General features: G+C 41.9%; 15 protein-coding genes and 1 other annotated feature. Of the genes, 12 read left to right on the top strand and 3 right to left on the bottom strand.

The window, feature by feature from the left end; genetic code table 11:
- Nucleotides 1-2 precede the first annotated feature (2 nt).
- Nucleotides 3-782, bottom strand: a complete 780-nt coding sequence (locus ACQYAC_RS07245) for an HAD family hydrolase (protein WP_061409040.1) — start codon at nt 780-782, stop codon at nt 3-5.
- A 175-nt stretch (nt 783-957) separates the two neighbouring features.
- Between ACQYAC_RS07245 and ACQYAC_RS07240 the strand changes: the two genes are divergently transcribed.
- The 8 genes from ACQYAC_RS07240 (at nt 958) to ACQYAC_RS07205 (ending at nt 6,534) form a co-directional block, all read left to right on the top strand.
- Nucleotides 958-2,715: a LytS/YhcK type 5TM receptor domain-containing protein gene (locus ACQYAC_RS07240; protein ID WP_429943013.1), complete on the top strand. Its 1,758-nt coding sequence runs from the start codon at nt 958-960 to the stop codon at nt 2,713-2,715.
- Nucleotides 2,712-3,449, top strand: a complete 738-nt coding sequence (locus ACQYAC_RS07235) for a LytR/AlgR family response regulator transcription factor (RefSeq protein WP_429943012.1) — start codon at nt 2,712-2,714, stop codon at nt 3,447-3,449. Before ACQYAC_RS07240 ends, ACQYAC_RS07235 begins: the two co-directional genes overlap by 4 nt.
- 137 nt (nt 3,450-3,586) lie before the next feature.
- Nucleotides 3,587-4,030 carry an antiholin-like murein hydrolase modulator LrgA gene (lrgA, locus tag ACQYAC_RS07230; RefSeq protein ID WP_429943011.1) on the top strand — a complete coding sequence of 148 codons (444 nt, stop codon included), beginning with the start codon at nt 3,587-3,589 and terminating at the stop codon, nt 4,028-4,030.
- A gap of 14 nt (nt 4,031-4,044) precedes the next feature.
- The gene (gene lrgB, locus ACQYAC_RS07225) at nt 4,045-4,740 is read left to right on the top strand and encodes an antiholin-like protein LrgB (protein WP_429943010.1); all 696 of its coding nucleotides are present in this window, start codon (nt 4,045-4,047) and stop codon (nt 4,738-4,740) included.
- 129 nt (nt 4,741-4,869) lie between these two features.
- Nucleotides 4,870-5,001 (top strand) — a sequence feature (ribosomal protein L20 leader region).
- Nucleotides 5,002-5,072: 71 nt separating this feature from the next.
- The gene (infC, locus tag ACQYAC_RS07220; RefSeq protein ID WP_034620611.1) at nt 5,073-5,588 is read left to right on the top strand and encodes a translation initiation factor IF-3; all 516 of its coding nucleotides are present in this window, start codon (nt 5,073-5,075) and stop codon (nt 5,586-5,588) included.
- Nucleotides 5,589-5,612: 24 nt separating this feature from the next.
- On the top strand, nt 5,613-5,813 hold the full coding sequence (gene rpmI / locus ACQYAC_RS07215) for a 50S ribosomal protein L35 (RefSeq protein ID WP_003216324.1): 201 nt from the start codon (nt 5,613-5,615) through the stop codon (nt 5,811-5,813).
- 31 nt (nt 5,814-5,844) lie between these two features.
- Complete coding sequence (gene rplT / locus ACQYAC_RS07210; RefSeq protein WP_003216409.1) at nt 5,845-6,204, top strand: 50S ribosomal protein L20; 360 nt, start codon at nt 5,845-5,847, stop codon at nt 6,202-6,204.
- A 63-nt stretch (nt 6,205-6,267) separates the two neighbouring features.
- Nucleotides 6,268-6,534 (top strand): DUF1294 domain-containing protein, encoded by a 267-nt coding sequence (locus tag ACQYAC_RS07205; RefSeq protein ID WP_003216616.1) that lies wholly within the window; start codon nt 6,268-6,270, stop codon nt 6,532-6,534.
- A gap of 17 nt (nt 6,535-6,551) precedes the next feature.
- On the opposite strand, the gene ACQYAC_RS07200 is transcribed toward ACQYAC_RS07205, so the two are convergent.
- Nucleotides 6,552-6,956, bottom strand: a complete 405-nt coding sequence (locus ACQYAC_RS07200) for a hypothetical protein (RefSeq protein WP_003216690.1) — start codon at nt 6,954-6,956, stop codon at nt 6,552-6,554.
- A gap of 179 nt (nt 6,957-7,135) precedes the next feature.
- Between ACQYAC_RS07200 and ACQYAC_RS07195 the strand changes: the two genes are divergently transcribed.
- On the top strand, nt 7,136-8,224 hold the full coding sequence (locus tag ACQYAC_RS07195) for a M42 family metallopeptidase (protein ID WP_050943605.1): 1,089 nt from the start codon (nt 7,136-7,138) through the stop codon (nt 8,222-8,224).
- A 353-nt stretch (nt 8,225-8,577) separates the two neighbouring features.
- The gene (gene cstA / locus ACQYAC_RS07190) at nt 8,578-10,374 is read left to right on the top strand and encodes a carbon starvation protein CstA (protein ID WP_061409031.1); all 1,797 of its coding nucleotides are present in this window, start codon (nt 8,578-8,580) and stop codon (nt 10,372-10,374) included.
- A 41-nt stretch (nt 10,375-10,415) separates the two neighbouring features.
- Here cstA and sspI read toward each other — a convergent pair whose 3' ends face one another.
- Nucleotides 10,416-10,637 (bottom strand): small acid-soluble spore protein SspI, encoded by a 222-nt coding sequence (sspI, locus tag ACQYAC_RS07185; protein ID WP_003216243.1) that lies wholly within the window; start codon nt 10,635-10,637, stop codon nt 10,416-10,418.
- A gap of 113 nt (nt 10,638-10,750) precedes the next feature.
- Here sspI and ACQYAC_RS07180 point away from each other — a divergent pair, with 113 nt between their 5' ends.
- The gene (locus tag ACQYAC_RS07180) at nt 10,751-11,494 is read left to right on the top strand and encodes a TrmH family RNA methyltransferase (RefSeq protein WP_429943009.1); all 744 of its coding nucleotides are present in this window, start codon (nt 10,751-10,753) and stop codon (nt 11,492-11,494) included.
- A gap of 377 nt (nt 11,495-11,871) precedes the next feature.
- A complete protein-coding gene (gene pheS, locus ACQYAC_RS07175; protein ID WP_044139943.1) occupies nt 11,872-12,906 on the top strand; it encodes a phenylalanine--tRNA ligase subunit alpha in 1,035 nt (344 codons plus the stop codon).
- Nucleotides 12,907-12,917 lie beyond the last annotated feature (11 nt).

The following is a 12,917-nucleotide window of genomic DNA, read 5'->3' as shown; positions in this document are numbered from 1 at the left end:
TTCTATTTTAATATATCAAACAATTCATGTAAGTCTTTGATTTCATAATCTGGCGTTACATCTGTTTCATTCTTTTTACCATGTCGATTGATCCAAACGGTTTGAATACCAGCGCGAGATGCCCCAAGAATATCTGTTTTTGGATTGTCTCCAACCATGATCACATCGTCTTTTGTTAGATTTAACAGCTGAAGGCAGTGCTCAAAGATGCCAGGGTCAGGTTTGCCTTTCCCGTAATCTCCTGAAATCACAATTTCATTAAAATAAGGTGCAAGCTCAGGAACACCGGCCAGTTTTTCTTTTTGAAGACTAGGATCTCCGTTTGTTAAAAGGAGCAATTCATAGCTGCCTTTCAGGCGGTCTAAAACAGGGTACGTTTCTTCATAGACAAAGGGGCGTTTTCTCCGCTCGGCTGCAAAGAAATCAGCCAAATATTGTCCAAATGCCTCATCGTCAATTCCTGCTTCTTTTAAGCCATTGGTCCAAGCGTTCTTGCGGTACTCTGGAGCAAGGGCATTCAATTTTTGAAAGCCTTCGCTAATCGGTTCACTAAAATTGGACCACAGTCCTTCGAAAGGATTAATTCCGATCATGACAGTATAATCATATGTTTCATAGGACGAATACAGCTTTCTTGCTTCTTCACGAACAATCTGTTCAAATGTTTCTGGATTCAGTCCATATTTCTTTTCCGCTTCGCGGCATGTTTCCTGAAAAGTGGTGTGAATGCTTTTTTCATCCCAAAGCAAAGTATCATCTAAATCGAAAAATACGGCTTTCATGATCTTCTCCCTTGTTATGTATGTGTTACCTTCAATTGCAAGTGACGGCTCAAGTTCATTTTACAATAGAAGATGAGAGCAATAAAGAAAAGATTTGAGAGATATTTGAACATTGACCGCACATGATAGAATAGAAAGACAGTAAATAATACATACATCAATTGAGGTGGCAGGTTTGCTTCATTTAATTATTATGATGATCGAGCGTGTTGGGATCATCGTTATTTTAGGGTTTGTGCTTGCCCATGTGAAGGGTTTTCGCAATCTATTACTTCATAATGAAGGGTTTCGAAAAAAGGCAGTCCTTGTCTTTATTTTTGCTTCTTTTAGTATTATCAGCAATTACACAGGAATTGAAATCCAACAGCAGATGGTCATGAATCATGAGTTTTCTTATCATCTCGGCTCATCAAGTTCGATTGCCAATACGAGAATTATGGGGATCGAAATGGGCGGATTAATAGGAGGGCCATTTGTTGGCATTGGCGCAGGGCTTTTAGCTGGGATTCATCGCTATTCATTAGGAGGAAGCACGGCACTCAGCTGTGCGATTTCTTCGATTTTAGCCGGTATGATTGCAGGCTATGTCGGCAGCAGGTTTAAGCGGAAGAATCGAATGGTGACACCTCGCCAAGCCGCACTTTTTGGTGTGGCAATGGAATCCTTGCAGATGATCATTATCCTTCTATTTGCAAAGCCATTTGCTGATGCTTGGGGGCTTGTAAGTATCATTGCTTTGCCGATGATTTTTGTGAATGGAATTGGCAGCTTTATCTTTTTATCGATTTTACAGTCAGTCATTCGGCAAGAAGAGCAGGCAAAGGCGATGCAGACACACCGTGTATTTTCAATCGCCGATCAAACGCTGCCTTTCTTCCGCCAAGGGTTAAATGAACAGTCATGTAAAAGTGTGGCGGAGATCATTCATCGATTAACAGAAACAGATGCGGTCTCCTTAACCGATACAGAAAAGATTTTAGCGCATGTTGGAGATGGGACGGATCATCATATTCCATCGAAAAGCCTGATTACAGGACTGTCGAAACAAGTATTGATGAGCGGCAAAATTATGAAGGCGCATTCGAAAGACGAAATCAATTGTTCAGTCACCCATTGTCCGCTCCAAGCGGCGATTGTGCTGCCCCTCACCTCTAATGGTCAAACGATCGGAACGTTAAAAATGTATTTTAATTCTCCGGTCGGATTAAGCAGGGTAGAGGAGGAGCTTGCAGAAGGCTTGGCGATGCTGTTTTCCACACAGCTTGAGCTTGGAGAGGCAGAAACCCAAAGCCGCCTGCTAAAAGATGCAGAGATCAAAGCGCTTCAAGCGCAAGTGAATCCGCACTTTTTATTTAACGCCATTAATACCATCTCTGTCTTGTGCAGAACGAACGTAGAGATGGCTAGGAAACTGCTGCTGCAGCTGAGTATTTATTTTCGATCCAATTTGCAAGGCGCCCGCCAGCTGCTTATTCCACTTCATAAAGAAATGCAGCATGTAGAAGCATATTTGTCACTTGAACAAGCAAGGTTTCCAAATAAATACCACGTGACTTTTCAAATTGAAAAGGAGCTTGAGCAGGTGATGATTCCGCCATTTGTGCTTCAGGTACTTGTTGAAAATGCAGTGAGACACGCTTTTCCTAAACATCAAACGAGCTGTGAAGTCATCGTATCCGCTGTGATGAAAGATGGGCATGTCAATATGAAAGTGACGGATAATGGACAAGGAATCGAGAATGACAAGATGGCTCAGCTATTAAAAGCACCTGTTGAATCCAAAGAAGGAACAGGTACCGCTCTTTTCAATTTAGATCAGCGGTTAAGAGGGATTTTTGGCAGACAAGCCGCTCTATCTATTCATAGCGGCCAAGGCACTGACATCTCATTCCGCATTCCAATGGACTATGTAAAAAAGGATGATTTTCGTTGATAAACGTATTAATCGTAGATGATGAAGTGTTAGCAAGAGACGAATTAAAATACTTATTACGCAGAACGAAAGAGGATGTTCAAATAGAGGAAGCAGAAAATATAGAATCTGCTTTTGACCGGATGGTGGATCATAAGCCGGACTTGCTCTTTTTAGACATTGATTTATCAGGTGAAAATGGATTTGATATTGCCAAAAGACTCAACCGGATGTCAGATCCGCCAGCGATTGTTTTTGCCACAGCCTTTGATCAATATGCGCTAAAGGCGTTTGAGGTCAGTGCGCTTGATTATTTAACAAAACCATTTGATGAAGAACGGCTATTGCAGACGATCCAAAAGTTTAAAAAGTGGAAGTCTGTTGAGACGAAAGACCATCAGCTGTCAGATGAGAAAATTCCCCATCAGCAAAAATTAGCCATCTCAGTCGATGATTCAATTGTCATTCTGCAAGTAGAAGAGATCATGTATGTAGGGCTTAGTGAGGGGAAAAAGGTTGTGAAAACAAAGGATCACATGTACGAGGTCACAGAACCGCTTGTGGTCATTGAAAAGAAACTCCCTGAGGCTTACTTTATGAGGGTTCATCGAAGCTATATCGTGAACACCTCTCATATGAAAGAAGTACAGCCGTGGTTTAATTCGACGTATAATCTGCATATGACAGACGGGTCGATTATTCCAGTCAGCCGTACTTACGCCAAGGAACTAAAGAAGTCGCTCCTGCTAGAATAGGACGGCTTTTTTTATTTGTATTTCAATACTCGTTTTCTGCATTTCATTCATTGAATCTGGCGAGTTTGATTGTAAACGCTTCATTCATTTATTTCATGCCTTATACTGAGGGCAGTCGAAGAAAGAGGTGAAGGGGCATGAGTGCCACTAAAGTATATGGATTTCTATCTCAAGCATTTATCTTTGCAACCGTAATGTTCGTTTCTAATCTCATTTCAATGTATTTACCAATTCCGATGCCTGCATCTGTGATTGGTCTAGTTCTATTATTTGTTTTGCTGACAACGAAAATCGTCAAACTGGAGCAAGTGGAGCAATTAGGTACATCATTGACAGGGCTCATTAGCTTTCTATTTGTTCCCTCTGGTATCTCGGTTATTCAATCACTAGGTGTCATGCAAGAAGTAGGTGTGCAAGTCGTTGGTGTCATCATCATTGCAACGATTATGTTACTTGCAGCGACAGGGCTATTCTCGCAGCTTCTCTTGCAATTATCAGAAAAACCACAGAAACATAAAGAGACAAAGGAGAGCAAATCGACTCCTTCTCATTCTAATAAACCAGCTTCAAGTACGCATTAAAGGAGAGATGCAGGATGGGTACAAGTACGATGAGTCCTTATTTTGGTATAGTCGTCTCATTAGTCGCCTTTGGAATCGGTACATTCTTATTTAAAAAATCAAAAGGCTTCTTCTTATTTACACCACTTTTTGTGGCCATGGTGTTAGGTATTTTATTTTTAAAAATTGGCGGTTTTTCCTATGCAGATTACAATGAGGGCGGCAAGATTATTAAGTTTTTCTTAGAGCCCGCGACCATTGCTTTCGCTATCCCGCTTTATAAGCAGCGTGCATTGCTAAAAAAATATTGGTGGCAGATTTTATCCGCTATTTTTGTAGGATCACTTTGTTCCATTACAATTGTGTATGTCGTAGCAAAAGGAATTCATCTTGATGCAGCGGTAATGCAAAGTATGCTCCCGCAGGCAGCGACGACTGCGATTGCTCTTCCGATTGCAAAGGATATTGGCGGAATTGCAGATATCACAGCCTTTGCGGTCATATTTAATGCAGTCATCGTGTATGCACTAGGTGCTTTCTTCTTAAAATGGTTTCGAATTAAAAACCCAGTGGCAAAAGGGCTTGCACTCGGTACATCAGGACATGCACTTGGCGTCTCTGTTGGGATTGAGATGGGTGAAGTGGAGGCGGCCATGGCAAGTATCGCCGTTGTGGTCGTAGGAGTTGTGACCGTCATTGTCATCCCAATCTTTATGCAATTCATTCTTTGATGGCGTCATTGTTTTGAAAAAGCCTTGCCCTATTCGTTTAATCATGCTAAGATGAAAAAGTTGTTTCAAGAGTTCGGTTACTTGACGGACGAATGAAAATTGTGTAGAATAATTAACGAATTGAATAGATATCACAAGCAGAAGCACCCGCTTCTCACCTGATTGACACGTGTTTGTAGTTGACAGGTTGACCGTACATTTATTTTTTCATGCAAATGTTCGCAGTGTGGGTGTTTTATATGCCCACACTTTTTGTTTGCCTGTAAAACATACAACGAAATGGTCAAAATGAATTGTGAACTCAATTCAAAATCTCATGGAGGTGGCTCACTATTAGCAAAGATCAATTAGTTAATGAAGGTATTCGTGCGCGTGAAGTTCGTTTGATCGGACAAAATGGCGATCAGCTGGGGATTAAAACCCGCCAGGAAGCTCTGGAAATTGCTACGAAAGCCAATCTTGACCTTGTGTTAGTTGCTGCAAATGCAAAACCACCTGTTTGCCGAATCATGGACTACGGTAAGTTCCGATTCGAACAGCAGAAGAAGGATAAAGAGGCACGTAAGAATCAAAAAATCATTAGCTTAAAAGAAGTTCGGTTGAGCCCGACAATCGATGAACATGATTTTAACACGAAGCTCCGCAATGCAATCAAATTCCTTGAAAAGGGCGATAAAGTGAAAGCTTCTATCCGCTTTAAAGGCCGTGCGATTACGCATAAAGAAATTGGACAGCGCGTGTTAGACCGTTTCTCTGAAGCTTGCGCTGAAGTAGCAACAGTAGAAACAAAACCTAAGATGGACGGACGTAGCATGTTCCTCATGCTTGCACCAAAAGTCGAAAAGTAAAGTAACAGAGGGAGGAAACATCCAATGCCAAAAATGAAAACTCACCGCGGATCTGCTAAACGTTTCAAAAAAACAGGTTCTGGTAAACTTAAACGTTCTCATGCGTACACAAGTCACTTGTTCGCTAACAAATCTACAAAGCAAAAACGTAAATTGCGTAAGAGCGCAATCGTAAGTGCTGGAGATTTCAAACGTATTAAACAACAACTTGCAAACATCAAGTAATCTGGAATAGGAATCATAGGAGGGAATTACAATGCCAAGAGTAAAAGGCGGAACTGTGTCGCGTCAGCGTCGTAAAAAGGTTCTTAAATTAGCAAAAGGTTATTTCGGTTCAAAACATAGATTATATAAAGTAGCAAACCAACAGGTGATGAAATCTGGAAACTACGCTTTCCGTGACCGTCGTCAGAAAAAACGTGACTTCCGTAAACTATGGATCACTCGTATCAATGCTGCAGCTCGTATGAACGGTCTTTCTTACAGCCGTTTAATGCATGGCCTAAAGCTTTCTGGTATCGAAGTAAACCGCAAAATGCTTGCTGACCTTGCTGTGAATGACCTAAGTGCATTCAATCAGCTTGCTGATGCTGCAAAAGCACAACTAGACAAGTAAGTCATATGAAAGATCATTCCGTTGAGGGATGATCTTTTTTGCTCATCATGTGAGGTGAAATGAATGAATATCGCGTTGATTGTGCTGCTGATTTTGGTAAATGGCTATGGTTTCTTTCTCATGGGAGAGGACAAGCGCCGGGCAAAAGCGCATAAATGGAGAATTTCAGAGGCGCACTTATGGAGTGCTGCCGTGCTTTTTGGGGCTGCTGGATCGTATCTAGGGATGCAGTATTTTCGTCATAAAACAAAACATCCTGCCTTTCAAATTGGCATGCCAGTGTTAATCATGGTGCAGTTGATCATATTAGGATATATCAAGTTCATCTGAAAAAGGAGCAGACGCCATCAAGACGGCGTGTCTGCTCCTTTTTTTTGTTTGATTTTTTTAATGGGCTGATCCCAATCAATTTTTGTTTGAGGATAACGTTCGATGATGTTTTCCTCCAATTTTTCAAAGTCTTCTAATGTAAATTCACTTAGCTTCTCAGGTGACTCCGTCCAAACGTAAATGGAGTGGACAAACAGAGGATGATCCTTAGAAGGAACATGCTTTTCCCCTTCAAACAAGACACCTTTATAGACGAAATTAAAATTTTTACGTGCATTTTGCTGTTCGTCCATAAAATAAAAGCCTTCTTTTAATTGTGCTTGTTTCAGCTTTCTTCTCGGGTTTGAGAAGAATTTTACCGCCATGTAGAAGATGTAGACAAGCAGTGCAACAAGAGCTAGTCTAATGAGGATTACAAACATGACAGGATGCACCTCCAATACTGTTATCTGATGTACTACGAATGAAAAGGGCAAAAGGTTTCAACTTTTTTTAAAAAAATATTTCGGAAAACGAAAAAATATTCATAAAAAGATCGTATTGAACGAAAGAGGTTTTGTATAATAAGAATGCACCATGAAGATAAAGGAGGATATATGGAATGACAAAGCTAGATCAAACATTAACTATGCTGAAAGACCTAACGGATGCAAAAGGGATTCCAGGAAATGAACGTGATGTCAAAAAAGTCATGCAGACATACATAGAATCATATGCAGATGAAGTCTCTAGTGACCGCCTTGGCAGCTTAATCGCTAAAAAGGAAGGAAACGCAAACGGACCTAAAATTATGCTCGCTGGTCACTTAGATGAAGTAGGATTCATGGTGACAAAAATTGATGACAAAGGCTACATTCGCTTCCAAACTGTCGGCGGATGGTGGTCACAGGTCATGCTCGCGCAGCGTGTGACCATTGTAACGAAAAAGGGAGACATTACAGGTGTGATTGGCTCAAAGCCGCCCCACGTCTTGTCACCTGAAGCTCGAAAAAAATCGATTGAGATTACAGATATGTTTATTGATATCGGTGCATCAAGCAAAGAACAGGCAATGGAATGGGGCGTTCTGCCTGGAGATCAAATCGTCCCTTATTTTGAGTTTACAGTGATGAATGATGAAAAAATGCTCCTTGCAAAAGCATGGGACAACCGTATCGGCTGTGCAGTAGCGATTGATGTCATGAAGAACTTACACAATACTCAGCATGAGAATATTGCTTACAGTGTTGCAACTGTACAAGAGGAAGTTGGCCTGCGCGGGGCCAAAACAGCAGCGGCTACAATCCAGCCTGATATAGGGTTTGCCATTGATGTTGGTGTAGCAGGAGACACGCCGGGCATCACTGAAAAAGAAGCAACAAGCAAACTTGGCAAAGGGCCAACGATTGTTGTATTTGATGCTTCGATGGTATCTCATAAAGGGCTTCGGGATTTTGTTGTCCAAACAGCGGATGAATTGAACATCCCTTACCAATATGATTCCATGCCTGGCGGCGGGACAGATGCTGGCGGAATCCATTTAACTGGTCATGGTGTGCCATCACTATCGATCGGGATACCAAGCAGATATATTCATACCCATGCAGCGATGATTCACCGAGATGATTATGAAAATGCAGTGAAGCTTTTAACAGAAGTGATTAAAAGACTTGATCAAAAAACGGTTGAACAAATCACGTACGGTTCTTAAGTAAGAATGCCTTTCCTCAGTATAGGGGGAGGGCTTTTTTTATTTCTTTTGAATTTCCCAGGAAATGAACGCTGTTTTATCATTACGTCAAAAGAACTGTTTTTGACAGAAGAAGAAAAAATATTCTAGTGAATAAGGCACATGTGATCTGGCTTTTATTTTTGTAAGATGAAAGCAATAAAAAGGACAGAGCCTAAAGAATGCCCTGTCAAAAGAGAGTTTATGGAAGTAGGTGAAGCTACCTCAAGAATAAACAGATTATTCACATTTGTCAACTTGGTTTTAAAAGAAAGAAAAATCAATCAATTTATGTTATATTTGTAACAAATTGTTTGTGCAAAGGGGATGGTTAAATGAATGCGGTTACAATTGTCATAGCATCTATGTGTATTTTAGCGATTGCCTATCGTCTTTATGGCACATTTATGATGGTCAAGGTCTTAAAGGTGACAGACGATCATCCTACACCGGCTCACACATTAGAGGACGGGAAAGATTATGTACCAACTAATAAATGGGTCACATTTGGGCATCACTTTGCTGCGATTGCAGCTGCCGGTCCGTTAGTGGGGCCGATTTTAGCTGCACAATTCGGGTATTTACCGGGTCTCCTTTGGCTGTTAATTGGCGCAGTGATTGGCGGAGCTGTACATGATCTTGTCGTCTTATTTGCGTCGATGCGAAAAAAGGGGAAATCGTTATCAGAGGTAGCGAAGGAAGAGCTAGGACCTGTCGCAGGATTTTGTACAGGGCTTGCGATGCTGTTTATCATTACGATCACAATGGCAGGTTTGTCTATGGTGGTGCTTCATGCATTAGAACGTAACCCTTGGGGGACATTTGCAGTCGGAATCACGATTCCAATTGCGATGGGAGTTGGTCTTTATTATAAAAAGACAGGCAATTTAAAACTAGCCACAACTGCGGGATTTATTTTGCTGATGGTTGGTGTATTCCTTGGGCCGAATATTCAAGGCACGGCACTTGGCGAGCTTTTAACACTTGATACAAAAACGCTTGCCCTTGCTCTGCCGATCTATGCTTTTTTTGCTGCGGCATTGCCGGTATGGCTGCTGCTCGCACCGAGGGACTATTTAAGCAGCTTTATGAAAATAGGTGTTTTTATCGCCTTGATTGCTGGAATCTTTGTCGTCAATCCAACGATTCAATTCCCAGCCTTTACGGAGTTTGTGAATGGAGGAGGTCCTGTTTTAGCTGGTCCTGTCTGGCCTTTTATTTCAATTACCATTGCTTGCGGTGCCATATCTGGTTTCCACGCATTTGTTGGATCTGGGACAACGCCTAAGATGCTTGACCGCTGGAGTGATATGAAGCCTGTCGCGTTTGGCGCAATGCTAGTAGAATGTCTAGTTGGAATTATGGCGTTAATTGCCGCTACGGCTCTTCATCCAGGCGATTATTTTGCGATCAACAGTACGCCAGAAGTGTTCAGAACACTTGGGATGAGTGTCGAGAACCTTCCGCAGCTGAGTAAGGAAATTGGTCTTGATTTAGAAGGAAGAACAGGTGGAGCTGTGACATTAGCTGTAGGAATGGCGTATATCTTTACGGGAATTCCGTTCTTTGGTCATTTGGCGTCTTATTTCTTCCAATTCGTCATTATGTTTGAAGCCGTCTTTATTTTAACCGCTATTGATGCAGGGACACGTGTGGCACGCTATTTAATTCAAGACTTCTTTGGTGAAGCTTATAAACCGCTTAAACGAAATGACTGGGTCCCTGGGTCGGTGTTCGCAAGTGCGCTTGCTTGTTTTATGTGGGGGTACTTGCTTTACTCTGGAGACATCGGGTCGATTTGGGCGCTGTTTGGGGTATCAAACCAATTAATGGCATCGGTCGGTCTCATTATCGGAGCAACCGTTGTATTAAAAATTGCAGATAAAAGGCGATATATGCTGACTTGTTTAATTCCACTTGCTTACTTATATGTGACAGTGAATTATGCGGGCTATTGGATGGTAGCAAATGTATACCTTAATCCCGAGGCATCAGGTTACAGCGTGCTGAATGCGGTGCTGTCGATCATTATGCTGATCTTAGGATTTGTGATTATTGTGTTTGCAATTAAAAAGTGGGTCGACATTTGGCGTGATCCAGCGCTTCGGATGGAAACACCGATCACTGGCTAAATGAAAAAGCCGGTTTGCTTATGATAGCAAACCGGCTTCTTTTATTGCTGCTGATGAGGCTTTAAGCCTTGCTCTAATGTTTCAAGAATCTCGTTTTTCTCGTTTTCTGATGCTTCTTGCCATAGCACTTCGAACAACACGCCAAGACCTGGCAGCATTTTTTCCTCACCGCTTTGAATGGCATCTAAAATCGTATGCTCAAGCTGCTCTTGATTATGGCCAGTGATGTTTTGAATGACTGCGCCTCTTAAATTAAAATCCATTGCCCACACTCCTTTTTTGATGGTAATAGCCCTATTCTGTCTCAAAGACAGGTTTATTATGTAGTGTGCATGAGATATAATAAATTCATGATATTTAAAGGAGTTAAAGTCGCTTGAAATATATAGAATCAGCAAAAAACACAAACATTAAACAGTGGAAAAAGCTCCATACAAAAAAAGAACGAATGAAAACGGGGCTGTTTCTCGTGGAGGGAATCCACTTAGTAGAAGAAGCATTGAAGAGCGGGGTTGTGAAAGAATTAATGGTCACATCGCCTGATAAGCTTCCTTCTCATATCGATCCTGACATTGAGCTTTATGAACTGAGCGAGGAAGCCTTTTCTGCCATGACCGAAACGGAAACGCCTCAGCACATCGCGGCAGTTTGTACAGTTCCTGTATTTGAAGAAAAGAAGTATGAACGACTTCTTCTGTTAGATGCAGTGCAGGACCCAGGGAATTTAGGCACACTCATTCGGACAGCAGATGCCGCTGGTCTTGATGCTGTGATCTTAGGCGATGGAACAGTTGATGCATATAACGGAAAAACGCTCCGTTCCGCACAAGGGTCGCATTTCCACCTGCCAATTTTAAAGCAAAGCCTTCAGCAGATCATACCAGCATGTAAGGAGCAAGGCATTCCTGTATACGGAAGTGCGCTAAACAATGCGAATGCGTATAGAAGCGTAACGGCAGAAGGTCCGTTTGCATTGATTGTTGGCAATGAAGGAGCGGGTATAAACCCAGAGATTCTGCAAATGACAGACCACAATTTATATGTGCCAATGTATGGCCAGGCAGAATCATTAAATGTGGCTGTTGCAGCGGCTGTACTTGTTTATCATTTGCGTGGATAGTGTTGCAACATGCGCTCATTTTCACTATAATGAAACTAATATTTTAAAAACCATGATAGAGGAAGATTGTTTCAAGGAGCAGCCTTATAGGGAGAATGCATCGTAGACTGAAAGTGCATTTAAGGAATGCTGAAACAGGAATTCACCTCTGGAGTTGTCACCGGGACTGCAAGCTTTGCGTAAAGGTGAACCGGATTCGTTTGATTCCGTTATGTCAATGAAGCTTATTCGCACATGTATTTGTGCTTAACAAGGGTGGTACCGCGACCACAACTCGTCCCTTCTTTTCTAGAGGGGACGGGTTTTTTTATTGTCTTCAAACGATCAAACAGCCGTTTATCCAGGCGGTTTTGTATATCAAAAGGAGGATTACACTCATGCAAGAAACGTTAAAACAGCTTGAATTAGAAGCGATAGCGAAGGTTGAAGCAGCTAGCTCGCTCAAAGAAGTCAATGACATTCGTGTTCAATATTTAGGGAAAAAGGGACCGATCACAGAAGTACTCCGCGGAATGGGCAAGCTCTCCGCAGAAGAAAGACCAAAAATGGGCGCACTCGCAAACGAAGTGAGAGAGCAGATTGCTGGTGCCATTGCTGAAAAAAATGAGCAGCTGGAAAAAGAAGAAGTGAAGAAGAAACTTGCGTCTCAAACGATCGATGTTACATTGCCAGCAAGCCCAATCAAAATAGGGGCAAGACATCCATTAACGATTGTTGTCGAAGATATTGAAGATTTATTTATCGGCATGGGCTATACCGTTGAGGAAGGTCCTGAGGTAGAAACGGATTATTATAACTTTGAGGCGCTGAATCTTCCAAAGGAGCATCCGGCACGTGATATGCAGGACAGCTTCTATATTACCGAGGATACACTGCTCAGAACACAAACGTCACCAGTTCAAGCACGTACACTTGAAAAATATAAAGGACAAGGTCCTGTGAAGATCATCTGCCCTGGGAAAGTATATAGACGAGACAGCGATGACGCGACTCATTCACATCAATTCATGCAGATTGAAGGGCTTGTTGTCGATCACAATATTAGCATGAGTGATCTAAAAGGTACGCTTGAGACAGTCGCAAGAAAAATGTTTGGTGAAGATCGTGAAATTAGACTGCGTCCAAGCTTTTTCCCATTCACAGAACCATCTGTCGAAGTGGATGTGTCCTGCTTTAAATGCGGAGGAAAAGGCTGTTCTGTATGTAAAGGAACAGGCTGGATTGAAATTTTAGGAGCTGGGATGGTTCATCCAAATGTTCTGAAAATGAGCGGATTTGATCCAGAAACTTACCAAGGCTTTGCTTTTGGAATGGGTGTTGAACGGATTGCAATGCTCAAATACGGCATTGATGATATTCGCCATTTCTACACAAATGATATTAGATTCACAAAGCAATTCAAGCAGGACTAAGAGGAGGAAAT

The sequence above is a fragment of the Bacillus sp. MM09(2025) genome, assembly GCF_050496725.1.
Taxonomy (GTDB): Bacteria; Bacillota; Bacilli; order Bacillales; family Bacillaceae; genus Bacillus; species Bacillus pumilus.
This window is presented reverse-complemented; position numbering and strand designations above follow the sequence as displayed.

Excerpts from the sequence above, each read along its gene's own strand:
- ACQYAC_RS07245 (WP_061409040.1), bottom strand. The coding sequence starts at position 782 with ATGAAAGCCGTATTTTTCGATTTAGATGATACTTTGCTTTGGGATGAA.
- lrgA (WP_429943011.1), top strand. The coding sequence starts at position 3,587 with ATGAGTGCCACTAAAGTATATGGATTTCTATCTCAAGCATTTATCTTT.
- lrgB (WP_429943010.1), top strand. The coding sequence starts at position 4,045 with ATGGGTACAAGTACGATGAGTCCTTATTTTGGTATAGTCGTCTCATTA.
- rpmI (WP_003216324.1), top strand. The coding sequence starts at position 5,613 with ATGCCAAAAATGAAAACTCACCGCGGATCTGCTAAACGTTTCAAAAAA.
- rplT (WP_003216409.1), top strand. The coding sequence starts at position 5,845 with ATGCCAAGAGTAAAAGGCGGAACTGTGTCGCGTCAGCGTCGTAAAAAG.
- ACQYAC_RS07205 (WP_003216616.1), top strand. The coding sequence starts at position 6,268 with ATGAATATCGCGTTGATTGTGCTGCTGATTTTGGTAAATGGCTATGGT.
- ACQYAC_RS07200 (WP_003216690.1), bottom strand. The coding sequence starts at position 6,956 with ATGTTTGTAATCCTCATTAGACTAGCTCTTGTTGCACTGCTTGTCTAC.
- ACQYAC_RS07195 (WP_050943605.1), top strand. The coding sequence starts at position 7,136 with ATGACAAAGCTAGATCAAACATTAACTATGCTGAAAGACCTAACGGAT.
- cstA (WP_061409031.1), top strand. The coding sequence starts at position 8,578 with ATGAATGCGGTTACAATTGTCATAGCATCTATGTGTATTTTAGCGATT.
- sspI (WP_003216243.1), bottom strand. The coding sequence starts at position 10,637 with ATGGATTTTAATTTAAGAGGCGCAGTCATTCAAAACATCACTGGCCAT.
- pheS (WP_044139943.1), top strand. The coding sequence starts at position 11,872 with ATGCAAGAAACGTTAAAACAGCTTGAATTAGAAGCGATAGCGAAGGTT.